This is a genomic window from Bacillus cereus group sp. MG1 (assembly GCF_040460035.1).
Taxonomy (GTDB): domain Bacteria; phylum Bacillota; class Bacilli; order Bacillales; family Bacillaceae_G; genus Bacillus_A; species Bacillus_A cereus.
Genome location: NZ_JARVGY010000001.1, coordinates 1859113 through 1883016, shown reverse-complemented (window position 1 = coordinate 1883016; position 23904 = coordinate 1859113). Strand labels below are relative to the sequence as shown.

Sequence of the window (23904 nt, the reverse complement as noted above, 5' to 3'; positions counted from 1 at the left end):
TTAATATGTAATTGTAAACGGTATCAAAAAAAGAAAAGAGGGACGGGAATATGGGGAAAGACTATCGTAAAACAGCAGAGGAAGTGTTGCAGTATATTGGTGGGAAAGACAATATTGAACAAGCTGCACATTGTGTGACGAGGCTCCGTATCGCTTTAAAAGATGAAAGCAAAATAGATAATGATAAATTACAGTCTGTTTCATTAGTGAAAGGAGCGTTTCATAACGCTGGGATATTTCAAATTGTAATTGGTCCAGGGGATGTAGATCGTGTTTACGCTGAGTTGATAACGCTTGCAGGTATGAAAGAATCGACTGTAGCTGACGTAAAAGACTCTGGAAATCAGAAGTTAAATCCAGCTCAAAAGTTTGTGAAAATATTTTCGGATGTATTTATGCCGATATTACCAGCGATCGTAACAGCTGGTTTACTAATGGGTATTAACAATCTATTAGGCGCAAAGGACTTATTTTTTGATGGAAAAAATTTATTAGATGTTTATCCGAACTTAGGCGGGCTTTGGGATTTAATTAATATGATGGCCAATACAGCATTCGTATTCTTACCAGCACTTGTCGGTTGGTCAGCAACGAAGCGTTTTGGTGGTAGTCCAATACTAGGGATTGTTATGGGATTAATGCTTGTGCACCCGGCCTTATTAAACGCTTGGGACTATGGAAAAGCAGCGACTGGTTTAGAGGGTCAAAAGATTGAGTACTTCAATATTTTAGGACTGTTCCAAATTGAGAAGGTAGGATATCAAGGACAAATTTTACCTGTTTTAGTAGCAGCATTTGTATTAAGTAAAGTGGAAATTTTCTTAAAGAAACATGTACCAAATGCAATTCAATTACTAGTTGTACCAATTACAACAATCGTTGTGACAGGTGTGTTAGCGTTAGGAATTATCGGTCCGGTTACACGTCATATTGGAGATTTATTAACAGTAGGATTAGTAGGTGTATATGAAACAGTACCAGTAGTTGGAGCAGTATTATTTGGAGCGTTATATGCACCGCTCGTAATTACAGGTATGCATCATATGTTTATTGCAATTGATTTACAATTGATTGCACAACATGGCGGTACATTTATTTGGCCGATGATTGCTCTTTCTAACATTGCGCAAGGTAGTGCGGCACTTGCGATGTTCTGGATTTCTAAAAATCAAAATGATAAAAGTATGGCATCAACATCAGCCATTTCAGCATACTTCGGTATTACAGAACCAGCGATGTTTGGTGTGAATTTACGAAATAAGTTCCCGTTTTATGCAGCGATTATAGGGTCTGCTGTGGCAGCGATATTCATTACATTAAATGGTGTATTAGCACCTGCTATCGGAATTGGGGGATTGCCAGCATTTATTTCTATCATTCCGAAATCGATTCCAATGTTTATTGTCGGAATGATTATTGCAGTTGTAATCCCATTTACTTTAACATGGTTATTTGCAAAAAGAGTGAAACAGAAGTAGGAGGAAGTTAAACATGAAGGATTGGCATAAAAGTGTAGTATATCAAATTTATCCGAAGAGCTTTAATAGTTATTACAATAGAGAAACCGGTGATATAAAAGGGGTTACAGAGAAACTAGATTATTTAAAAGAACTCGGAGTGGATTATATTTGGTTAACACCGATATACCAATCACCACAAAATGATAATGGATATGATGTAAGTGATTATTACAGCATTGATCCATCTTACGGAACGATGGAAGAGTTTGAAGAACTTTTAGCAGAAGCGAAAGTACGTAACATTGAAATTATGCTTGATATTGTTGTAAATCATAGTTCGACTGAACATAAGTGGTTTAAAGAAGCGAAGGAAGATAAAAATAGTCCATATCGTAATTACTATATTTGGCGTGATGAAAAAAATAATTGGCAGTCTAAGTTTGGTGGATCTGCTTGGAAATATGATGAGAAGACGGAGCAATATTATTTACATCTATTTGATGAAACACAAGCTGATTTAAATTGGGAAAATGAAAAACTGCGTGAAGAAGTATATGATATGATGCGCTTTTGGCTGGATAAAGGGGTAACGGGATTCCGATTAGATGTCATTAACTTAATTTCAAAAGACCAATGTTTTTTAAACGATGAAGGTAGTACTGCGACAAGTGATGGACGCAAGTATTATACAGATGGCCCGCGTGTTCATGAATATTTACAAGAGATGAACCGAAATGTTTTTGCAGGAAAAGATGTCATTACAGTTGGAGAAATGTCATCTACGACAATTGATAATTGTATTAAATATTCTAATCCTGAGCGTAATGAATTAAGCATGACGTTTAGTTTCCATCATTTAAAAGTAGATTATCCGAATGGTGATAAGTGGACGAAAGCAGAGTTTGATTTTATTAAATTAAAAGAGATTATGTCTAACTGGCAAATTGAAATGCAAAAGGGCGGAGGATGGAATGCGTTATTTTGGTGTAATCATGACCAGCCTCGCATCGTGTCACGCTTTGGTGATGATGGAAAGTACCGAAACGAATCTGCAAAAATGTTAGCGACAGCCATGCACATGCTGCAAGGAACGCCTTATATTTATCAAGGGGAAGAAATCGGTATGACGAATCCTAAATTTGAGTCCATCGAGCAATATCGTGATGTAGAATCGTTAAATATATACGATATAAAGCTAAAAGAAGGGCTATCAAAAGAAGAGATTATAGGGATTTTAAAGCAAAAATCTCGTGACAACTCTCGCACTCCGATGCAGTGGAATGAAGAGATGAACAGTGGTTTTACAACAAGTACACCTTGGATTTCAGCGGCTGAAAATTTTAAAGAAATAAACGTAGAGAAGGCATTAGAAGATAAAGAGTCCGTATTTTATCATTATAAAAAGTTAATAGAGCTTAGAAAAACGTATGATGTAATTACAGAAGGAGAATATGCTATTTTGGATAAAAATGATCCTAAAATTTGGGCATATACTCGTACTAAAGAAAGTGAAGTGCTACTTGTTATAAATAACTTCTATGGAGAAGAAATAACGTATTCAGTACCAGCGCACGTTCAGTTAGATGGAATGAAACAAGAAGTACTACTGTCGAATTATAAAGATGCCAGCAAGGATATTGCAAAACTTAACTTAAGACCATATGAATCAATTGTGTATCGATATACGAAATAAAAAGGTTGTATGCCCGAGCGGCATACAACCTTTTTATTTTAAGACACCACTATACAAAATGCTTACTTCTACTTCAGGTTTGAATTTTACTTTTGCATAATCTTTATTCCAATTTTTTTTCTTCCATAAGTTAGGATGATAAGCGATAAGATGTCTTCCAATACCGAAAGCATCACAATTTGCTTTTTGTAGTTTTCGTGTTATTTTTTTCGCTTCTTTCGTGAGTTGTTTAGAAAGTTCTTTATTTAGTTTTTCTCTATCGTCCATTGTATACATATTATCTCTTGGAGATTCAAGTGCTATAACTTTTAATTGGAGCTTAATGTGAGCATAAACATTTCCTTTTTTATCTGTTGTTATTTTTAAGTCGCGTTTTAATTTTCGATTACTAATTTCCATTGTTAAATAATCAGATGTCTTCTCAGATTCATCACTAGTCAGTTTTTGGGTTATACGGGCACTTGTTCCCATTTTTCCGGTTAATAACACGAATAAAACAGATTGTTGCAAAGGTAAATGCCCAGTTAATTTATCATTGTTAAATAAAGCTAACCCGTTTGTAACTACTTCTTTTCCTTTTATTTTTATAGAAGGAAGGGTAAAGTCTTTACCGGGATCTAACATTTTTGTAGCAGCTGTTTCTAAAGTTTCTTTTGGAAATACACTCATATCTTCTAAGCTTTTCACTTTTTTCTTTAGAAAATCTCCAATTAGTAAATTTCCTATTTTCTTTTTTTCGAGTATCTCCGATGTTTCACCATCTACTGCAATAAGTTTTACTAAAGCAGTTGGGTTTGTTGGATCTCGAAAGCTGACATCTAAATAGGGGAGTATACCCTTTTTTAGAATTTTGGTTCCGAGTAATTGAACACCATATTTAAAATAGCGAATATTCCCAGTCACATTTTTTTTTAGGGCATCGCCTGTATCCATTATGTTATGCCCGGTTGCTGAATATATTTCATTCTCAAATGAAGATTGCTCTCCGCTTGAACTTTTTACAAGCTCGATTGTTTGCTGGAGTTTATTCTCTTCCGTAATATCAGCTCCAACGCTATAAGCTAAACTTGCCTCCCTTAATGGTTCTTGATCCCAACAGCCAGAAAGGAGGGAACTAGTACATAATATTAAAAGTAATTTAACTCTTTTTGGGAACATACTGTTCTCCTTTCTTCTTTCTTATTATTGAATAAAGTAGAAATAAAAGAGGGAGGACAACGATGAAAATATAGGTGAACTTATCAGTGAAAGTTGAAATTACTTTTAATTCTTCAGGTGTATCTATAAATAAGGCTACACTAAAAGCAATAATACCAACGATTGGAACAGCCTTTTTATGATTAGCAAGGTTGAATATATGTCCAATTCCGATTGAAGCAGCGCAGTAATAACTAGCAATAGAAGCGACAACTGTTATCATCCAAATTGGGATGAAGATTAGGTCCGTTCGATCTATAATTCCAATATGCAAGGAGCGTAATAAGTAAGCAACTGGCTCTGGAATAAGCTCAATTTGCTTTGGACTAAATACGATAAAGCAAATCCAAACGGTAAAAGTATAAAAAAGAGTTACAAATCCATTGGCGATAGAAATGGCCTTCAGTTTTGCAATAGAACTCCCATTTACTTTTGGGAAAGCGATAAGAATAATTTCAAAACCATACATGGCTGTAATTGTTTCCTTGGATGCTTGAATTATATTCCACCATCCGGCTTCTGTAATAGGAAAAATATAAGAGAAATCAGCTCGTGAAAGCCCTAGGGCAATTAAAAGGGCCATTGGAATAATGAGAATAGAGGCCATGACATAAAATCGTACGATGACTTTAAATGTGTTATAAGCTACATAACAACAAGCTACTGTACATAATATGAGAATTGCAGACCACGGAGTTGCGTGTAAAACCCATACTTTAATGACGTTACAAGCATTCAACATAACCGTCATACCGATAAGGGTAAAATAAAAAACATAAGAAAAGCCCAATAGTTTTCCTAACTTATTACCAAATAGCATACAAACACTTTTATACATATCTGCATCAGGAAATCGTTTTAAGAAAAGCCACATAAGTAAAATAATAAGTTGAATGGCAAGCCCCGCGATGAGCGCAGAAATCCAACCACCACCTTTTGCTATCGGATGAAGCCGGTTAGGTAGAGATAGTATACCGACCCCAATTTGGCATTGAATAACGAAAAAGGTAAATTGAACAAGTGAAATTTTACTTTGCGTGTTTGTCACCGTCCTCATCCTCTCTCGTTACATGTTGGCGCTGCATTTTTTTCGGTTTTGGATCATGTGGTCTTTCCCAAAATGACCAAATTGGTAGTCTTATGAAAGAATCTTTCATATCTTTAATCCGCATCGGGGCAACAGGAGAAAGATATGGTGTATGAAATGAATGAAGCTGACATAAGTGAACGAAAGTTATAATGAGACCGAATGATATTCCTACATATCCGAATATGGCAGCAAGGAGCATTAATGGAAAACGAAGAATCCGAACTGCTGAACTCATATCGTTTGATGGAACGAGAAAAGATGAGATTGCAGTTAAAGCTACAACGATGATCATTGTGTAAGAAACGAGTCCAGCTTTTACAATTGCATCCCCAATTACTAAACCACCTACAATACCGATTGTTTGTCCAACGCGGCTCGGCAAGCGAATACCAGCTTCTCGTAATAACTCGAAAATTAACTCCATTAAGAGAGCTTCAAAAATAGGAGGAAGCGGTACTTTCTCTAATGAAGCTTTAATCGTATACACAAGTTCGAGCGGTAACACATCAGGATGAAAAGCAACAGTTGCAATATATAAAGCTGGTAAGAGAAAGGCAATTAAAAAACTTACTAAGCGAATCATTCGGACGAAAGAACCGACAATCCAACGGTTATTATAATCATCTGGTGATTGATAGAAAGCAAATAACGTAACAGGAACGATGAGCGCTGTTGGATCTCCATCAGATAAAATAGCAACACGCCCTTCCATTAAATTAGCAACAGTTCTATCTGGACGCTCTGTATTTAATTGCTGCGGAAATGGGGAGAAAGACGTATCCTCTATAAATTCTTGTATGTATCCTGGTGGCATAAGTGCATCCGTTTTAATGGTTTCCAATCTTCTTTTCACTTCTATAACTAAATCGTCATTCGCTATATTTTGCATATAAGTAATTGCCACTTTCGTGTGCATTTCTTCACCGAGTGTAAAATACTTAACAACTAAATTTGGACTCTTAATGAGTTTACGAATAGAGGTTAAATTAGTTGCTAGATCCTCTACAAAACCAGTATGTGGACCGCGCACAACTCCTTCATTATCAGGCTCTGCTATATCTCTCTTTAAAGATAAGGTTGTTTCGAAAATACAAAAACTGTCGACGTGTTCATGAAAATATAAGGATTTACCTTGTAATAAAAGTTGTATCCCATAATTTAAATTCGTTTCTTTTTTCATATTTAACGTAGAAAAAGCTTTATCTAAAGATAAATCTGATCGCGTTAATAATGGCTCAAGGACTAACTGATGAATTAGATTTGGATCTGCTAAAGATTCGATATATAAGATTGCTCCTTTTCCGTTTTGAAAAGGGAGATCTAATTTTTTTATATCATCAGAATGAGAAAGTTTATTTTCAATGTAATTAATGTTCTCCGGAAGTGATGGAAACATATGCTTTTGGTTTTTACTCTCTTGTTGTTCTTTTTGCTCTGTCATAATTTCCACCTCTCTTAAAGTGCAATTGTTTCTGTTAATTTTTGTCGTTTGTGAGAAATTTATGCTTGAATTATTTTAAAAAAAGAGGATTGAAGGTTACGTTACATTGTCTTTTGTGCATTATTCAATTTCATAGCAGTACTTCTAACATTTGTGTCGAATTAAGAAGATATATAGGAGGGATACATATGGAAATAGCTGTAGAACGTGTTTTTACAAAAGAGATTTTAAAAAGAGCAGCGAGTTTGTTTCATGTAACAGTGGAAGAAAAGCCACTTGGAGATTTTGAAAATTATATTTTTAAGGCAAAGGGTGATTGTGGCGAAGATTACGTATTGCGTTTAACTCACTCTTCTCATCGCTCCAAAAAAGAGGTAGAGGCTGAACTAGATTTTTTACGATATGTTGCGGAGAATGGGGCAAAGGTAGCAGGACCTCTTTATTCAACGTCTCAAAATCTTGTAGAAGAAATCGTAGCAGAGGATGAAACTTTCTTTTTCGCTTCCTTATTTACATATGCAAAAGGTGAGCAAGTAAAAGGAGAGGAATCGCCTTATTGGGGCGAGCCTCTCTTTGAAGCATGGGGAAAAGCGATTGGGCAACTGCATCGCCTTACAATGGAATATCCTAAAACAGACTATCGTGATACGTGGGAAGAAGACGAGAGTGGGATTGTTAATGAACTAGAAGATGATCAAGTGAAAAAAATCGCTGCGGTATTAATGGATGAGATAAAGGCTCTTTCAATTGAAAGAGAAACGTTCGGCCTTATGCACGGGGATATTCATCCAGGTAATTTTCATTATGATGGTAAAGAGTTAACAATCTTTGATTTTGATGATGCAGCTTATAATTACTTTATACATGATTTAGCGATGGTTCTTTATTACTCTGTTCTATTTACACCGTGGACAGCAGAAGAGAAGACAGATTTTGCTCGTAAACAGTTACAAGTGTTACGAAAAGGATATGAGTATGAGCACAGGCTGGCGGATAGTTGGTATGAATCGTTGCCACTATTTTTACGTTTACGTGATATAGGTTTATATGGAACGCTTCAGAAGAAGTTTAAAGGGAAAGATATGCCTGATAACTTCTTGAAATTATCAGAAGAGCTATACGAAAGAATTATTAAAAGAGAAGCAATTGTGAATATATAATACATTTAGTTCAAAACAAAGTATATAAAACAAATATATACTTTGTTTTTTTATACAAAAATATGTTTACTTTATTAAAATAATATTGTCCTAGATTCGGTATGCACTTATAATTTTATATATATTCTGAATATTCTTTATAAAGAAGGAGGGGGAATGTTGGGAACTTTCGTAAATTGGTTAAATAATATTGTTTGGAGTCCAGCACTTGTTTATTTATGTTTAGGAGTAGGTTTATATTTTTCTATTCGAACGAAGTTTTTACAAGTAAGGCACGTAGGAGAAATGGTGAAGCTGACATTTCAAGGAGAAAAATCAGAGGCTGGTGTTTCTTCATTCCAAGCGTTAGCACTTTCGTTATCAGGACGTGTTGGAACAGGGAATATCGCTGGGGTAGCAACAGCGGTTGCATTCGGTGGACCAGGAGCTGTATTTTGGATGTGGGCAGTAGCCTTTTTAGGGGCAGGATCAGCTTATGTAGAATCAACACTCGCGCAAATATATAAGACGAAACATCAAGGGCAGTTTCGTGGTGGACCTGCTTATTACATCGAAAAAGGTCTAGGAGTTAAATGGTATGCTTTAGTATTCGTTGCAGCGACAATTCTTGCAACAGGACTTTTACTACCAGGCGTACAAGCAAATAGTATTGCTGTAAGTTTAGAAACGGCTTTTGGTATTAATACTACCGCATCAGGGGCTATATTAGTTGTCGTATTAGCTCTTATCATTTTCGGTGGAGTAAAGCGAATTGTTAACGTAGCGCAAGTTGTCGTACCTTTTATGGCAATAGGCTATATTTTAGTAGCTTGCGTCATTGTTGCTATGAATATTGAAAAATTGCCAGAAGCATTTATGTTAATTATAAGAAGTGCATTTGCATTAGAAGCTGCTTTCGGTGGTATTATCGGTTTAGCAATCTCTTGGGGGGTAAAACGTGGTATTTATTCCAATGAAGCAGGACAAGGGACTGGACCACACGCAGCAGCAGCAGCCGAAGTATCACATCCAGCTAAGCAAGGTTTAGTGCAAGCATTTTCCGTTTACATTGATACATTATTTGTTTGTTCAGCAACAGCATTTATGATGATTATTACAGGCATGTATAACGTATTTGATGCAAGCGGAAAAAACTTTATCGTTAATAAACTAAATGGTGCTCAGCCAGGACCAGGATATACACAGGCGGCGGTAGAATCTGTTTTCCCTGGATTTGGAAACGGTTTCGTTGCAATCTCGTTATTATTCTTCGCGTTTACAACAATTATGGCGTATTACTACATTGCAGAAACGAATATTGCGTACTTAAATCGTGATAAAGACCGTCCTTGGATGTCTATGGTACTAAAGTTTGTATTTTTAGGAGCTGTATTCTATGGATGTATAAAAACAGCAGCAACGGCTTGGGCTTTAGGCGACATTGGGGTAGGAATTATGGCATGGGTAAATATCATTGCGATTTTACTATTACAAAAACCTGCATTAGTCGCATTAAAGGATTATGAAAAACAGAAAAAAGAAGGAAAAGATCCAGTATTCGATCCAAGGCCATTAGGAATTAAAAATGCTGATTTTTGGGAGCATGAATACGGGAAAGATAAGAAAGAAGAAGTATCTTAACAGAATAGAAATGAAGAAGCAAAGGGGAAACTCTTTGCTTTTTTTTATGGACAAATTGAAGCTAAAAGTTATTTTTGGGACTATTTTTGAATATAAAAAGAATGTACATGCATTGTTAGGGGAAGGGGGAGTATGTTGATAGAATTTCGTAATGTAAATAAATATTATGGTAACTTTCAAGTTTTGAAAAATATTAATGTGCAAGTGAAAAAAGGCGAAGTGGTAGTAGTTGTCGGGCCTTCAGGATCAGGAAAAAGTACATTGCTTCGATGTATAAATCAATTAGAGGCAATTACAGATGGAGAATTAATTGTACAAAATACAGAGGTACACAATAAAAAAACGGACATGAATGAATTGCGGCGAAATATTGGGATGGTCTTTCAACATTTTTATTTATATCCACATAAAACGGTTCTTCAAAATATTACATTAGCACCGATTAAAGTAAATAAAGTTTCCAAAGAAGAAGCAGAGAAAACAGCAATGTTTTATTTAGAGAAAGTAGGAATCCCGGAGAAGGCTAACGTATATCCACATCAATTATCCGGAGGACAACAGCAACGGGTGGCAATTGCTAGAGGACTTGCAATGCAGCCGGAAATTATGCTATTCGATGAGCCTACGTCTGCTCTTGATCCAGAGATGATTGGAGAGGTACTTGATGTTATGAAAGCACTGGCTAAAGAAGGGATGACAATGGTCGTTGTCACGCATGAAATGGGATTTGCTAGAGAGGTAGCAGATAGGATCTTATTTATGGATGATGGTCAAATTATTGAAGATACAACACCGGCGCACTTTTTTGTAAACCCTGAACAAGAAAGAGCTCGTTTATTTTTAAGTCGGGTGCTAAATCATTAGAGGAGGAATTTCATGCTTAAAATGAAAAAATTATTTACTTTAATCGTATTTTCATGTTTATTCGTGCTTGTTGTTGCTGGTTGCGGAAGTAAGAAAGATGAGGCAAAGGAAACAAATACGAAGCAAGGCGGGGCTGTTGAGCAAATTAAGAAACGAGGGAAATTAGTAGTTGGGGTGAAGAATGATACGAATTTATTTGGATTAAAAAATCCTTCAACAGGGCAGGTAGAAGGATTCGATGTTGATGTCGCGAAGGCACTTGCGAAAAAGATTCTTGGAGATGAAAAGAAGCTAGAGCTGAAAGAAGTAACGTCTAAAACACGTATTCCAATGCTGAAAAATGGTGATATTGATGCAATTATTGCAACAATGACAATTACGGAAGAACGCAAAAAAGAAGTGGATTTTTCAGATGTATATTTTAAAGCAGGACAATCGTTACTTGTGAAAAAAGGAAGCAATATTAAGAGTGTCGATGATATAAAACAAGGCGTTAAAGTATTAGCTGTAAAAGGATCAACATCTACAAATAACATTCGTCAAAAGTCACCAGAAGCGACTGTATTAGAGTTTGAAAATTATAGTGAGGCATTTACAGCGTTAAAGGCAGGTAAAGGTGATGTGTTAACGACAGATAATGCGATCCTTTACGGAATGGCAAAACAAGATTCTAATTATGAAGTAGTAGGAAAAATTTTCACAGATGAACCATACGGAATTGCAGTGCAAAAAGGGGCAGATGATTTAACGAAAGAGATTAATACTTTAATTAAAGACATGAAAGCAAGCGGGGAGTATGACAAATTATATGAGAAGTGGATTGGACAAAAACCAGAAAAGTAGATAGTAAAAGTGAGAGGATGAGAGTGCTCATCCTCTTCTTGTAAAGAAAGAGGGGAGAATATGTGCCTGATTTTTCTATATTAACGAATAACATTGATATGTATTTAGAAGGATTTAAATATACAGTTATGTCTAGTGTAATTGCATTGATAGGCAGTTTTATTTTAGGAGTAATTTTGGCAGTAATGCGTATTGCACCTATTCGTATTTTAAATTGGATAGGATCAGCTTTTGTGGAGTTTGTAAGAAATATTCCACTCGTATTAATTGCATTTATATTCTATTTTGCTTTACCTGTAATAGGAATTACTTTAAATGGTTTTGTAGCAGGAACAGTTACGCTTACGGTATATACGGCAGCTTTTATTGCAGAAGTAATTCGCGCTGGTATTTTATCAGTTGCGAAAGGGCAAATGGAAGCTGCCCGCTCTTCAGGGCTAACGTATGTGCAGGCGATGTATTATGTTGTCTTACCCCAAGCAGTGAAAATTGTAATTCCCCCTTTAGGAAACCAGTTTCTCAATTTAGTTAAAAACTCCTCAATACTTGGAATTATTGCTGGTGCTGATTTAATGTATCAAGGAGATTTAATTTCAACGAAGACGTTTGTTACGTTTGATGTTTATATATTTGTCGGGATGTTTTATTTAATATTAACAATTCCGCTCAGTATGCTAGTGCGTTATTTAGAAAAACGCTTGGCAAAGGAGGCGGTGTAAATGGATTTCAAGGGAGCAATTACAGGAGATCATATTCTATTTTTATTAAAAGGATTACTTATAACATTAGAGGTAGCGCTCATAGCAATTGTACTTAGTTTTATTATTGGAAGTGTAATCGGTATATTGCGCTACACGAAAATACCTGTCGTCTCACAAATATTAGGAGTTATAGTTGAAGTGATTCGAAACTTACCACTACTGTTAATTATATTTTTCACGTATTTTGCACTTCCAGAAGCAGGCTTGAAATTAGAAATTATAACAGCTGCAATTGTTGCTTTAACAATATTTGAGGCAGCAATGATATCTGAAATTGTTAGAAGTGGTTTATTGTCTATTGAAAAAGGGCAGGTTGAAGCCGCAAGATCTTCGGGATTAACTTATGTGCAAGCGCTTTGGCATATTATTTTGCCACAAGCATTAAGGAGAATGGTTCCGCCGCTTGTCAGTCAATTTATTTCATTGCTGAAGGATACGTCGCTAGCGGTTGTTATATCACTCCCTGAGCTTATGCATAATGCTCAAATTATTAGCGGGCAAAATGTGAATTACATGATTCCAACATTTATATTAGTAGCTTGTATGTACTTTATCGTAAATTATAGTTTATCAATTTTATCGAGAAGATTAGAACTTCGTTGACTCTTACAATATATGTAAGGGTTTTTTCCTTGTTTCTCCTTATTTTCCTCTAAATAGAATCTAAATCTTGCAATAATTCGATTTTTATATTATTTTATCAGAAAAGTTTTAATTTTATATAGAAAATATAATCGCTTTCGTGTATATTTTTATTATCAGAAAATTTTAACAAGATATAGGGGTATTGGTAGGGGGAGGATTTAGATGCAGCAACCAACGAATGAGAAATTACATCGTACGATGAAGAGTAGACATTTATTTATGATCGCACTTGGTGGTGTAATCGGAACTGGTTTCTTCTTAGGTTCAGGTTACACCATTAATCAGGCTGGACCAGGGGGAGCCATCCTTTCATATTTAGTAGGCGGATTTATTATGTATTTAACAATGCTTTGTCTTGGAGAGTTAACGGTAGCAATGCCAGTTTCAGGTTCTTTCCAAAAGTATGCAACGAAGTTTATTGGACCAGGAACGGGCTTTATGATTGGCTGGTTATACTGGCTTGGCTGGGCAGTAACAGTGGGTCTAGAATTAACGTCAATAGGTTTAATGATGAAAAGATGGTTTCCAAATGTTGATGTTTGGGTATGGTGCCTTGTATTCGGTGTTATTTTATATGCTTCAAACGCAATTTCGGCAAAAAGTTATGCTGAATTAGAATTTTGGTTTTCTAGTATTAAAGTAGTTACCATTCTTGCCTTTGTTGTTCTTGGTGGTAGTGCATTATTAGGGTTTATATCATATGACGGAAAAGAAGCAGCACCTCTTTTCTCTAACTTTGTAAGCGATGGTGGATTATTTCCGAATGGACTAGCTGCCGTATTACTTACGATGATTACAGTTAACTTCTCGTTCCAAGGAACAGAGTTAATCGGGATTGCAGCGGGAGAAAGTGAAAATCCAGAAAAAACAATTCCACGCGCGATCCGTAATACAGTATGGCGCATTATGTTATTCTTCATTTTAACAATGACGATTTTAGTAGGGTTAATTTCTTGGAAAGAAGCTGGCGTAATTGAAAGTCCATTCGTAGTCGTATTTGATAAAATCGGTATTCCGTATGCAGCTGATATTATGAATTTCGTTATTATTACAGCGTTACTATCTGTAGCGAATTCAGGATTATATGCGGCAACTCGTATACTATGGTCACTTGCAAATGAAGGAATGGCACCAAAGTCTTTCCAAAAAGTAAATAAACGTGGTATTCCAATTACAGCGTTAGTTGTAACAATTGCTGTAGCTGCTTTATCTTTATTAACAAGCTTCCTTGCAGAAGATACAGTATACATGTACTTATTATCTATAGCTGGTTTATCAGCTGTTTCAAGTTGGATCATTATTGCTTTATCGCAACTTCGCTTTAGAAGTCAGTATATAAAAGGCGGAGGAAAGTTAGAGGACTTAAAGTATAGAACACCACTATACCCAATCGTTCCAATTTTAGCTTTAATTACAAATAGTATCGTTGTTATTAGTTTAGCGTTTATTCCAGAACAAAGAATGGCGTTATACTGTGGTATTCCATTTATCATTTTCTGCTATATATATTATTATATTAGTAAGAAACGGCAGAAACCGATGAAAGTGGAGATGGAAAAAACAAATGAAACTAACAATCAAACACGATGATATAGAAGCAGATTTATCGTATGGTCAATTAGCGATTGGAAAAGAAAACGGTTATTCACCGTTACAATTACTCGTTTCTTCTATCGCAGGGTGTAGTGCAATTGTCTTTCGAACGATTTTAGAAAAGAAACGTATTCCATACGATACGTTTACAATCGAAACTGAAATTGGTAGAAGTGAAGCGTTATCGAAGCCAGTTGAAAGTGTTCATTTGCACTATAAAATTAAAGCGCAAAATATTACAGAAGAGCAGCTGGACAAGGCGCTGCAACTTGCAGTGAAAAATTGTACGATTGTTCAATCTGTAAAAGATAGTATAAAGGTTACGGAAACAATTGAACTAATAAAATGAAACATAAAAACGTGAGAATACGGCTCTCACGTTTTTATGTTTTTAATAAAGGGGGAAATATGATGGAATGTTTAGGGTGTAAATTAGCAGGCGGAGAGGAAATTATATATATAATATATGAAGATGATTATGTAACTTGCTTTTTAGATCATGCGCCTTTCTACCCAGGACATACTTTAATTGTGCCAAAGCAACATGTTGTAGAAGTAGATGAATTAAATGATGTTGTAGCAAAATCCGTTATGGATGCTTCTAAGCTTATTGCAAAAGCGATTAAGATAGTATATAAACCTGACGGAGTTACAGTTTGTCAAAATGGTGGAGTATTTAACGAGTTAACACATTATCATATGCATGTCGTACCAAGATATAAAGAGCGTTCGTTTGCTGAGTTTTATATGGTACAACCAGGAGAAAAGCAGAATCATAACTTGGAAGAGACACAGAATTTGTTAAAAGAAGCGATAGAGCATATGCTGCTTACTGAAAAGGCGTAGCGGTCAGGAAAATTCTAATATTAAAAAGCCCAATTTCTCAGTTAAAATAGAGAAATTGGGCTTTTGTTTATTCTATTATTAAATTTTATACATAAAAAGATTTTGCAGTGTCACAAAGTATAGCGCTTATTCGTTATATAGAGTGAGAGGAGGAATTATATGAAAGTTACAAACAACGATTATGAAAAGATGGAAGAGCTATATGAGTTGTATGAACAAAAGATTTATTATGTAGCGTATTCTATTTTAAATAATATTCAACAGGCTGAAGATGCGGTTCAAGAGACGTTTATTACTCTTTATAAGAACTTGGAAAAGCTCCATAGCTTGGCTACTCAAGAGCTTAAACGCTACATTTTGAGGGTCGCGAAAAACAAGGCGATTGATAGTTACCGGAAAAACAAACGACATGAAACATTTTTAGAAGAATATGAAAGAGAATCTGTAGAAGCAGTAGATGAAAATATTGAAGAGTGGGAAAAACGTAAAATGTCTGAGGTTCAAATTGATGCATTGCTAAAAGAGTTAAACGAATCTAATAGACAGGTGTTTAAGTACAAAGTCTTCTATAACTTAACGTATCAAGAAATTTCAAGTGTCATGGGGATAACCGAGGCAAATGTCCGCAAGCAGTTTGAACGCGCTCGAAAACGAGTCCAAAATATGATAGGAGGTATACAACATGACGAATTCAAAGAACTCCAAAGAAATATATGAACTTGCTGAAAAAATTGCTTTAGATGATTTTGATAAACTTGAAGAACAACATGAATTTTCACATACATATACGCGCAAAAAGAAATTGTTTATGGAGGAAATGAAGCCGCAAAATGGACAACCGCTGAAAAAGCGTAAAAGACATCGTATGTTAATCGCTGCTGCTTGCTTATTGATCGGCATGCCGACAACCGTTTTTGGAGCAGTAAAGGTCTATAATATGATTGTTCAAAAACAAAATTATGAAGTAAATATTTCAGTAACAAATAAGGACTCGAAAAAGGCTGATAAGTGGTATAAGCTGAAAATCGATAAATTACCAGAAAATATGGAAGCAATTGATGACTCTGCTATGAAATATTCCTTTAAAGATAACTACGCAATGGGTGGATTTTCATTCGTTCTTTGGAGAGTAGGAGGGAATTCAGATTTTCCAACTCTGTACTCGAAAAATTATGAAGAAAAAGAGATAAATGGTAAGAAGGCAGTAATTGTCCATAGAGAAAATGGTAATAAAGATTTAATGTTTAATAGAGTAATTTTTCTCTATTTTGAGGAAGAAGGAATTATGTTACAAAGTTATATTGGAAATGATATAAACGAAGAACAAATGATAGATGTGCTAGGGAGCATTTCACTTGAGCCCACGTCAAAAGAAAAGTCATCATATATAAGCGATTATGATAAAAAGTATTTTAGCCAAGAAAGTAAAACAACTAAGGTAATTCCTTTGAAGAAGGATAGCAAACGACTATTTCATATAGGACAAAAGGTTCCAGTAACGATATCTATGGATAACAGCCAAATTGAATATGTGATAGAAAAAGTTGAAGTTTTTGATTCAATCAAAGATTTTAAACAAGAGAACTTTAATGAACTTGGCCTAGAGATATTAAGCAAGAATAAGGCTTTAGATCAGACGGGAAAATTACTATCATACAGACGAGATGAATATAAATTAGGGAATGGTAAAGATTCAATTGATACATTAGTAGATTCGAAATTAGTTAATGTTAAATTTGTCTACTTAACAACAACAGTGAAAAATATTGGCAAAAAGTCGACAGAAGAAATCTATATGCATCCATCCATAAAACAGCTTAAATTTGAAGGGAATGCATGGAAATACGCTAAAGAAGAGGGGATGGACGCAACGCGTATTATGACAGGTGAAGTTGATTATTTAGAACCTCACGGAGATGGAAAAAGTTTTTACAATATTGGCAGTATCACACCAGGAGAAACGGTAAAAGTTAATTTAGGTTATTTTGTAGATGAAGATAAATTAGATTCAATCTTTTTGGATGCTTTCAATTACAGAGGGATTGGTGACACTGAAAATATGAATTCGAAAAATCGTTGGTGGTTTGATATTCGTCAATAATAAAACAATAGGAACAACAGGACAAAGAAGCTGCTTATATTTAGCAGCTTTTTTCGTCTTCATACATATGTAAAACTTCTTTCGCACGCATACGTAAACCATCTATCAATTCTGTCGGTTCTAAAACTTTTGCATCTTTTCCGAGTCTATAAAATAAAGGGGTAATAAAATTGATTTCTCCTTTATCAATTGTTGAATGTATATATCCTGTCCCGTTTTCGTTTGTTACAACGAATTCTTCAAGGTAAGGCACGCTTTTACATTGGCGTACGCCTTCTGGTGTCAGTAAAACATGTAACTGAGTAGGGATGTGTACTACGTTAGAGTTAGAGGAAAACCACTCTTCTAAATTCATGAATGTATCCTCATTTTCTTTCGTTGATAATATAGAAAGAATACGATCGATGCGATACAGTAATACTTTTTTCCTGTCATAGTCATAGGACGGTAAGTACCATAGCCCGTCATGAGCATATACACCGATAGGATGAACATGTTTTGTTTTTATCCCCGTTTTAGATTCGTATTGAAAGTGTAAATTTTTATTTTCAATAGCCGCTGTTAACACTTCGTTTAAAAGTGGTGTATCAATTGTTCTCTTTGGATTCCAAAAGGCGATATAAGAACGTATTTTGTCAACTTTCGCTTTCGCATCATGTTGTAGGGAGCTATATAGTTTATGTGTAACGGAATTTATTTCTGTGTTAAAAGGTAAGTCTCTGTAGTAGCTTAAAGATTGAAAGGCAAAAAAGATGGAGACTGCTTCTTCTTCGGTAAATAAAATAGGTGGAATTACTCTATTCGTTAATACTTTATATCCTCCGTTGCGACCTTGTTCAGCGTAAATGGGTAATCCCATATCACTTAAATCTAAAATGTATCTATGGACAGTACGAACAGAAATATTAAATTCATCAGCTATTTCTTGCGCTGTAAATGCTTTTTTCGCAGAAGCAAATATAAGAATATCTAATAAGCGTTTAGCTTTTGACAAATGTATCACCTTTTTTCTTTTTAAACATGACATAAATTGTCGTGTTTTATTGTTAGTATATTGTTTACAGCATAATGTTATCAAGATGAGATGTAAGGAGGAAAAAATATGTCACGTGAAATAGTTTTATTTATTGCGGCGAGCTTAGATGGATATATTGCGAAAGAAGATGATGATTTACAGTGGTTAATGGAAACCGAAGGGGAGGGAGATAACGGTTATACAGAAATGTACGAAACGATTGATACAATAATTATGGGAAAAAGAACGTACAATTATGTAGTAGAGCATACAGAAACATTCCCGTACTTAGATAAAAAATGTTATGTTTTTTCTAATTCGGAAAAAGGTTCAAACGGAAACGTGGAGTTTGTAAATGAAGATGTAGTAGAGTTTACAAAAAGGTTAAAATCGCAAGAAGGATCTAAAATATGGATGGTCGGTGGAGGGAATCTACTGAGAGAATTCTTTAAGAATAATCTAATTGATGAATATGTTGTCACGATTACCCCTCACATATTAGGTTCTGGAGTTCCGTTATTTCAAGATAAGAATCCGGAAATTAATTTAACTTTAACGGATACGAAACGTTTTGGGCAATTTGTAAATTTATATTATAAAGTAAAATGATAAAGAAACACGACTACTGATGGTAGTCGTGTTTCTTTATAGATGGCAATGAAATGATAAAGCAAGACCCGTAATCGACTTCGCTCGTTACAGTAATATTTCCGTCGTGTAGTTCTACAATTTCTTTTACGATAGATAGCCCTAAACCAGTTCCGCCTGTAGATCGTGTTCTTGCTTTATCTACACGGTAAAAGCGGTCAAAAATGTGAGGGAGGTCTTCAGGTGGAATACCTTCGCCTTCATCTTCAATTGTAATGGAGATACGTTTATGTTCTTCTGTGATAGAAATGTTTATATGAGAATGTTCTTTTGAATGTCTATAAGCGTTATTTAAAATGTTTACTATAACTTGTTCAAATCGCTGTTCATCTAAGTTTACTAGCAGTGTAGGAGGACAAGAGAAAGAAACTTTAATGCATCTTTCTTTATACATGGCATTTACTTTTTCGGCTATGCGAGTTAGGAATGTGTGTAAATGTACTTCCTTTACTTGAATAGAAAAGTTATGTTGTTCCATTTGTGCAAGTGAAAATAAATCTTGAACTAAGTTTGTAATGTAATCAGACTCATCTTTTATAATTGATAAATATCGCATACGTTGTTCAGAAGGGGTGCTTTCTTTTGAAGCAATGTCAGCATAACCTCTTACGTATGTTAACGGTGTTCGTAATTCGTGAGCAACACTTGCTAGAAATTCACTTCGCTCTGTTTTCATATAATGTAAATCATTTGCGAGCGTTTGAATAGATGATGCTAGTTCACCAATTTCATCATTTCGAGTAGTCGTTAATGAAACGGACAAATCGCCTTTACTCATTTTTTCAGTTGCATGTTTCATGTGTAACAATGGTTTTGTTAATAAACGTGATAATAGGAAAATTGTGATGACTGTGAGTAGAAACGTGATGGCGCCAGCAATAATGAATTGTTTCGTTAATCCATTTACCAACTTTTCAATGGATTCTGTTCCAAGAAACATATACACATACCCTTCATGTTTTCCAGCTACTATGATAGGACTAACTGTACATATATAATTAGATGTTTTCCAGTGATTTTCTATAATCGCTCCGTTATGGTCTGTTCGAGTCTGCATGCTACTAATGTGATTTTTTATAGTCGTGTTTATTTCGTTAGATTTAGCTAGCACTTCTTTATTTGTATTTGTAATAACGACAGTTGTTTCAGCTTCAGATTCCATTAATGCTACGTGAGAGATTGTTTGCTTATCATAATATTTTTCAAGTACATCACGATGACTGTTTCCACGTTTTAATAAAGCTGTCATTTCTTCATTTACTCTAGTGTTTACGAGACTATAATAGAGCAATACAAATAGAACACTTTCAATTAAAAGTGTAACAATTAAAAAATAAAATCCGAATTGAATTGAAATTCGTTTCATCGTTTTACCCCTTACTGTTCAGTATCAATCCATCGATAACCTACTCCATACACGGTTTTTAAATGATGATCAATAGGGAAATTTGCTTTTCGCAATTTATCACGTAAATTACGAATATGCGAATCGACTGTTCGATCTTCTGTATTTGTATTTAATCCCCAAATTCGTTCAATGAGCTGATCGCGGCTTAATACGTAGTTCACATGACGTAAAAATAATCCGAGTAAAGAAAATTCAATTGGTGTGAGAAGGAGCTCTTCATTATGGACAGAAACGAAGTGTTTTGTTTCATCCCATACAATACCGTGATATTGGATTTGTTTATGTTCATTTGTACGTCTTAAAACGGCTTCAATTCTTGCGAAAAGTTCTTCTTCATGGAAAGGTTTCGTTACGTAATCATCGGCTCCAAGTTTTAATCCTTGAACGACATCTACTGTTTGATCACGAGCTGTAACCATAATAATAGGAATGTTACTAAAAGATCGGATTTTTTTGCACGTTTCCCATCCGTCCATCTTTGGCATCATAATATCGAGTAAAACAAATTTAAAGTTTCGATTTTCTATATGTAAAATAGCTTCTTCTCCTGAAGTCGCACATACGCAGTTATATCCAATTGGTGTAAGATAAAGCGTTAATAATTCAAGCATTCTCGGTTCATCGTCTACGAGCAGTATATCAATCATAGAGAGCCCTCCATATTTATAATCGTTACTTAAAGTGTAATGCAAAATCATGAAGAAATGGTGCAGATTATGATGCGTCTGCATAATTTCTTCAGAATTGCTTGTTATTGTGGAGTTGAAATTACATTTTAGGTAATCATATTGGCTCAAAAATGATTAATACGGAGGCGGTATAGTGAAAAAAATGACCCGAATTTTTGGGATAACAATAATTACAGCAGTTGGTCTTACTGCATGCGGACAAACGAATACAGACCATAAAAACCATGAATCTACAAAAGAGAAGAAAACAGAGCAAAAGGAAATGAAAATGAATCAGGAGGTAACGGCGCCAAAAGAAATGAACGAAGGTGCATCTAATGATTTATTAACGACAAGTTTAAAAAATGTAACGAGATTAAACACAAATGACCCTTTGCAAATGGCAGTATTAACTTCGCAAACGATATGGCCAGCAACTCATAAGGAGAACCAGCCAGGTGCTGTTATTTTAGTACCAGCAAGCGAGTGGCAATTAGGTATTGCGAGTGCAGATCTTATTCATCATCCGAATAACGGGCCGATTTTATTTATAGAAAAAGAAAAGATACCGGAAATGACGTTAAAAGAAATAAAACGATTAAATCCAATCGGAACGAAAGATGGAACACAAATTATGGTGATGGGAGATGTAGGTACTAGCGCGCTTGAACAATTAAAAGGTTATAAAGTAAAACAAATAAAAGAAACGGACCCAGCTATATTTGCGAAGGATGTTGATAAGGAGTATGCCGATATAACAGGAAGCTATCCAAATAGTGTTATTATCGGTTCGTCTGCAGAAGAAGGACGTTTATATACAACCCCCGCTGTAAATTGGATTTCTCATATGCCGGAACCACTACTCTATACAGAAAAGAATAAAGTGCCAGAAGCGACAATAGAGGCATTAAAAATGAGAAAAGATAAAGCAAATATATATGTATTAGGGCCAGAAAAAATTGTTTCAAAAGAAGTAGAAAAAGAGCTAAGCAAATACGGGAAAGTAACGCGTATTAGTGGAGAGACCCCTACAGAAAACTCGATTGCGTTCGCTAAATTTAAAGATGAAAAAACAAAATTTGGCTGGGGATTCACAAAACCTGGTCACGGTTTATCATTTGTTTCAAGTAAAACACCAGATTTAGCAGTTGCTGGGGCACCTTTTTCACATATGGGTAAACATGCACCTGTTGTATTATTAGAAGAAGGTAAAGCTTCACAACCAGTGTATGACTTCCTTGCAAGCATTCAGCCGAAGTTTAAAGATGATCCAACACTTGAACCATATAATCACGGTTTCTTATTAGGAAGTACGAGTGATATTTCATTTGAAACACAAGGAATACTAGATGAGAGGTTAGAAATTGTTCAGGAAAGTGGTCAAGGACACGGTGGACATTAATAAAATGAGCAAAGACGCTACTGATATAGCGTCTTTTTCTTTAGGAAACTTTTACATAGTAAAAAATCTTCTACTCGTTATATAATAGCCTTCGTGCAGTCGGCTAGATTTTCTTATGGAGAAAATCAAATGATAAAGGAGTAGAGGAGTGGTATTTTGTTTCAAACGATAAAAAATGATTGGTTTTCTAATGTGAGAGGGGACGTGTTATCAGGAATTGTCGTTGCTTTAGCATTAATCCCTGAAGCGATAGCCTTCTCTGTTATTGCAGGCGTGGATCCAACAGTTGGACTATACGCAGCCTTTTGTATTGCAGTTACCATTTCATTTGTTGGCGGAAGAACTGGGATGATTTCAGCTGCAACAGGTGCAATGGCATTATTAATGGTAACGCTTGTTAAAGATCATGGTTTCAATCGGAACGTTTGATTGGAACTCTGTAACAACAATTCATAAAGTACCAAAAGGAAAGGCATTTGTTATGATCGTAACAGTTGTGATTGTCCTAATTACACATAATTTAGCATTAGGTGTAATTATCGGAACAGTAATTAGTGCGGTGTTATTTGCATTCAATATGGCAAAGATTCACGTGAAACATTTATATATTGAAAATAAGAAAATATACGAAATTCACGGTCAACTTTTCTTTGTAGCTACAGCCGATTTCATAAATAATTTTTCATTTAAAGAAGATGTAAAAGGAATTGAAATGAATTTTACTCATGCGCACGTATGGGATGATTCAGCAGTGGCATCAATTGATAAAGTTATCATGAAGTATGAACAAAGTGGTGTGAAAGTAACTATAACAGGATTAAATGAACGTAGTTCAAAACTTGTTGCAAATTTAGCGACTTATAATAAAAGAATTGCTAGTTAAAAGCCTCCTTTTTAGGGGGCCTTATTATATAATACGAGTAGGATAACGAAAAGGGGATTCAGCATATGTACAAACAAATTATATTAGCATGTGACGGTTCTGAACATGCACTTCGAGCAGCAGAGCATGCAACATATATTGCGAAATGTAGCGAAGAAACAAATGTTGAAGTTGTGTACGTAGTAGATAATAGAACGGCAAAATCAGATATTATACAAGGTCAAACAGATTTAGAAACAATATCGGCTAGTCGAAAAGATAAATTAAAAGAGATTGAAGGTTTATTAAAGAAAGAGAACATTTCTTATACAATTACGATATTACATGGTGATCCTGGAGATACAATTGTTCAATATGTAAATACAGGAGATATAGATCTTGTCATTGCTGGAAGTAGAGGGCTCAATACACTGCAAGAAATGGTGCTTGGGAGTGTAAGTCATAAAATAGCAAAACGAGTGAAATGTCCGGTGATGATTATAAAATGAAATAGAATGTAACGAAGACCTTAGTATAACTGAGGTCTTTTTTTATGTATAAATGACTCTTATTTGTGGAAATACTAG

At 35.1% G+C, this 23904-nt stretch carries 22 protein-coding genes and 1 pseudogene; 17 read left to right on the top strand and 6 right to left on the bottom strand.

Annotated features, from left to right (window positions below):
• Positions 1-50: 50 nt before the first annotated feature.
• Both treP and treC read left to right on the top strand, forming a co-directional pair.
• On the top strand, positions 51-1478 hold the full coding sequence (gene treP, locus QCI79_RS09830; protein ID WP_000513935.1) for a PTS system trehalose-specific EIIBC component: 1428 nt from the start codon (positions 51-53) through the stop codon (positions 1476-1478).
• A gap of 13 nt (positions 1479-1491) precedes the next feature.
• A complete protein-coding gene (gene treC / locus QCI79_RS09825; protein ID WP_000656143.1) occupies positions 1492-3153 on the top strand; it encodes an alpha,alpha-phosphotrehalase in 1662 nt (553 codons plus the stop codon).
• A gap of 33 nt (positions 3154-3186) precedes the next feature.
• Here the strand turns inward: treC and QCI79_RS09820 are convergent, their stop codons facing one another.
• Genes QCI79_RS09820 through gerKA form a run of 3 tightly spaced genes read right to left on the bottom strand, consistent with a single transcriptional unit; the run spans position 3187 to position 6881 of the window.
• Positions 3187-4311, bottom strand: a complete 1125-nt coding sequence (locus QCI79_RS09820; protein ID WP_000484128.1) for a Ger(x)C family spore germination protein — start codon at positions 4309-4311, stop codon at positions 3187-3189.
• Positions 4292-5398 (bottom strand): GerAB/ArcD/ProY family transporter, encoded by a 1107-nt coding sequence (locus QCI79_RS09815; RefSeq protein ID WP_000185796.1) that lies wholly within the window; start codon positions 5396-5398, stop codon positions 4292-4294. The genes QCI79_RS09820 and QCI79_RS09815 overlap by 20 nt, the downstream gene beginning before the upstream one ends.
• Positions 5379-6881, bottom strand: coding sequence for a spore germination protein GerKA (gene gerKA, locus QCI79_RS09810; protein ID WP_000139248.1), 1503 nt, complete (start codon positions 6879-6881; stop codon positions 5379-5381). The genes QCI79_RS09815 and gerKA overlap by 20 nt, the downstream gene beginning before the upstream one ends.
• Before the next feature lie 188 nt (positions 6882-7069).
• Here gerKA and QCI79_RS09805 point away from each other — a divergent pair, with 188 nt between their 5' ends.
• The 11 genes from QCI79_RS09805 (at position 7070) to QCI79_RS09755 (ending at position 17314) form a co-directional block, all read left to right on the top strand.
• Complete coding sequence (locus QCI79_RS09805; protein WP_000401655.1) at positions 7070-8041, top strand: phosphotransferase enzyme family protein; 972 nt, start codon at positions 7070-7072, stop codon at positions 8039-8041.
• A 156-nt stretch (positions 8042-8197) separates the two neighbouring features.
• Positions 8198-9661, top strand: a complete 1464-nt coding sequence (locus QCI79_RS09800) for an alanine/glycine:cation symporter family protein (protein WP_002100762.1) — start codon at positions 8198-8200, stop codon at positions 9659-9661.
• 132 nt (positions 9662-9793) lie between these two features.
• On the top strand, positions 9794-10525 hold the full coding sequence (locus QCI79_RS09795) for an amino acid ABC transporter ATP-binding protein (RefSeq protein ID WP_003283181.1): 732 nt from the start codon (positions 9794-9796) through the stop codon (positions 10523-10525).
• Between the two features lie 12 nt (positions 10526-10537).
• Positions 10538-11368, top strand: coding sequence for a glutamine ABC transporter substrate-binding protein GlnH (gene glnH / locus QCI79_RS09790; protein WP_000916491.1), 831 nt, complete (start codon positions 10538-10540; stop codon positions 11366-11368).
• A 62-nt stretch (positions 11369-11430) separates the two neighbouring features.
• Entirely contained in the window at positions 11431-12087 is a 657-nt protein-coding gene (locus QCI79_RS09785; protein ID WP_001112667.1) for an amino acid ABC transporter permease, read from the top strand.
• On the top strand, positions 12088-12732 hold the full coding sequence (locus QCI79_RS09780; protein ID WP_000345955.1) for an amino acid ABC transporter permease: 645 nt from the start codon (positions 12088-12090) through the stop codon (positions 12730-12732). It begins immediately after the preceding gene.
• A 204-nt stretch (positions 12733-12936) separates the two neighbouring features.
• The gene (locus QCI79_RS09775) at positions 12937-14364 is read left to right on the top strand and encodes an amino acid permease (RefSeq protein ID WP_001187113.1); all 1428 of its coding nucleotides are present in this window, start codon (positions 12937-12939) and stop codon (positions 14362-14364) included.
• A complete protein-coding gene (locus QCI79_RS09770) occupies positions 14339-14716 on the top strand; it encodes an OsmC family protein (RefSeq protein ID WP_000778834.1) in 378 nt (125 codons plus the stop codon). Before QCI79_RS09775 ends, QCI79_RS09770 begins: the two co-directional genes overlap by 26 nt.
• A gap of 62 nt (positions 14717-14778) precedes the next feature.
• Positions 14779-15213 (top strand): HIT family protein, encoded by a 435-nt coding sequence (locus tag QCI79_RS09765; RefSeq protein WP_000388955.1) that lies wholly within the window; start codon positions 14779-14781, stop codon positions 15211-15213.
• A 159-nt stretch (positions 15214-15372) separates the two neighbouring features.
• Positions 15373-15930 (top strand): RNA polymerase sigma factor, encoded by a 558-nt coding sequence (locus QCI79_RS09760; RefSeq protein ID WP_000869272.1) that lies wholly within the window; start codon positions 15373-15375, stop codon positions 15928-15930.
• On the top strand, positions 15896-17314 hold the full coding sequence (locus QCI79_RS09755) for a hypothetical protein (protein ID WP_000185113.1): 1419 nt from the start codon (positions 15896-15898) through the stop codon (positions 17312-17314). The genes QCI79_RS09760 and QCI79_RS09755 overlap by 35 nt, the downstream gene beginning before the upstream one ends.
• 40 nt (positions 17315-17354) lie before the next feature.
• On the opposite strand, the gene QCI79_RS09750 is transcribed toward QCI79_RS09755, so the two are convergent.
• Positions 17355-18341 carry a helix-turn-helix transcriptional regulator gene (locus tag QCI79_RS09750; protein WP_042991513.1) on the bottom strand — a complete coding sequence of 329 codons (987 nt, stop codon included), beginning with the start codon at positions 18339-18341 and terminating at the stop codon, positions 17355-17357.
• A 75-nt stretch (positions 18342-18416) separates the two neighbouring features.
• Between QCI79_RS09750 and QCI79_RS09745 the strand changes: the two genes are divergently transcribed.
• On the top strand, positions 18417-18938 hold the full coding sequence (locus QCI79_RS09745) for a dihydrofolate reductase family protein (protein WP_000085777.1): 522 nt from the start codon (positions 18417-18419) through the stop codon (positions 18936-18938).
• Between the two features lie 13 nt (positions 18939-18951).
• On the opposite strand, the gene QCI79_RS09740 is transcribed toward QCI79_RS09745, so the two are convergent.
• Together QCI79_RS09740 and QCI79_RS09735 are read right to left on the bottom strand one after the other, a co-directional pair.
• Positions 18952-20343, bottom strand: a complete 1392-nt coding sequence (locus QCI79_RS09740; RefSeq protein ID WP_000822552.1) for a sensor histidine kinase — start codon at positions 20341-20343, stop codon at positions 18952-18954.
• 11 nt (positions 20344-20354) lie between these two features.
• Positions 20355-21032 carry a response regulator transcription factor gene (locus QCI79_RS09735; protein ID WP_000565481.1) on the bottom strand — a complete coding sequence of 226 codons (678 nt, stop codon included), beginning with the start codon at positions 21030-21032 and terminating at the stop codon, positions 20355-20357.
• 175 nt (positions 21033-21207) lie between these two features.
• On the opposite strand from QCI79_RS09735, the gene QCI79_RS09730 reads away from it, so the two are divergent.
• The 3 genes and pseudogenes from QCI79_RS09730 to QCI79_RS09720 all read left to right on the top strand — a co-directional run bounded on the left by QCI79_RS09730 (position 21208) and on the right by QCI79_RS09720 (position 23826).
• Positions 21208-22455, top strand: a complete 1248-nt coding sequence (locus QCI79_RS09730) for a hypothetical protein (protein WP_000738882.1) — start codon at positions 21208-21210, stop codon at positions 22453-22455.
• A gap of 156 nt (positions 22456-22611) precedes the next feature.
• Positions 22612-23338: pseudogene (locus tag QCI79_RS09725) on the top strand (SulP family inorganic anion transporter).
• A gap of 65 nt (positions 23339-23403) precedes the next feature.
• Positions 23404-23826 (top strand): universal stress protein, encoded by a 423-nt coding sequence (locus tag QCI79_RS09720; RefSeq protein ID WP_000277998.1) that lies wholly within the window; start codon positions 23404-23406, stop codon positions 23824-23826.
• The last annotated feature ends 78 nt before the right edge of the window (positions 23827-23904 follow it).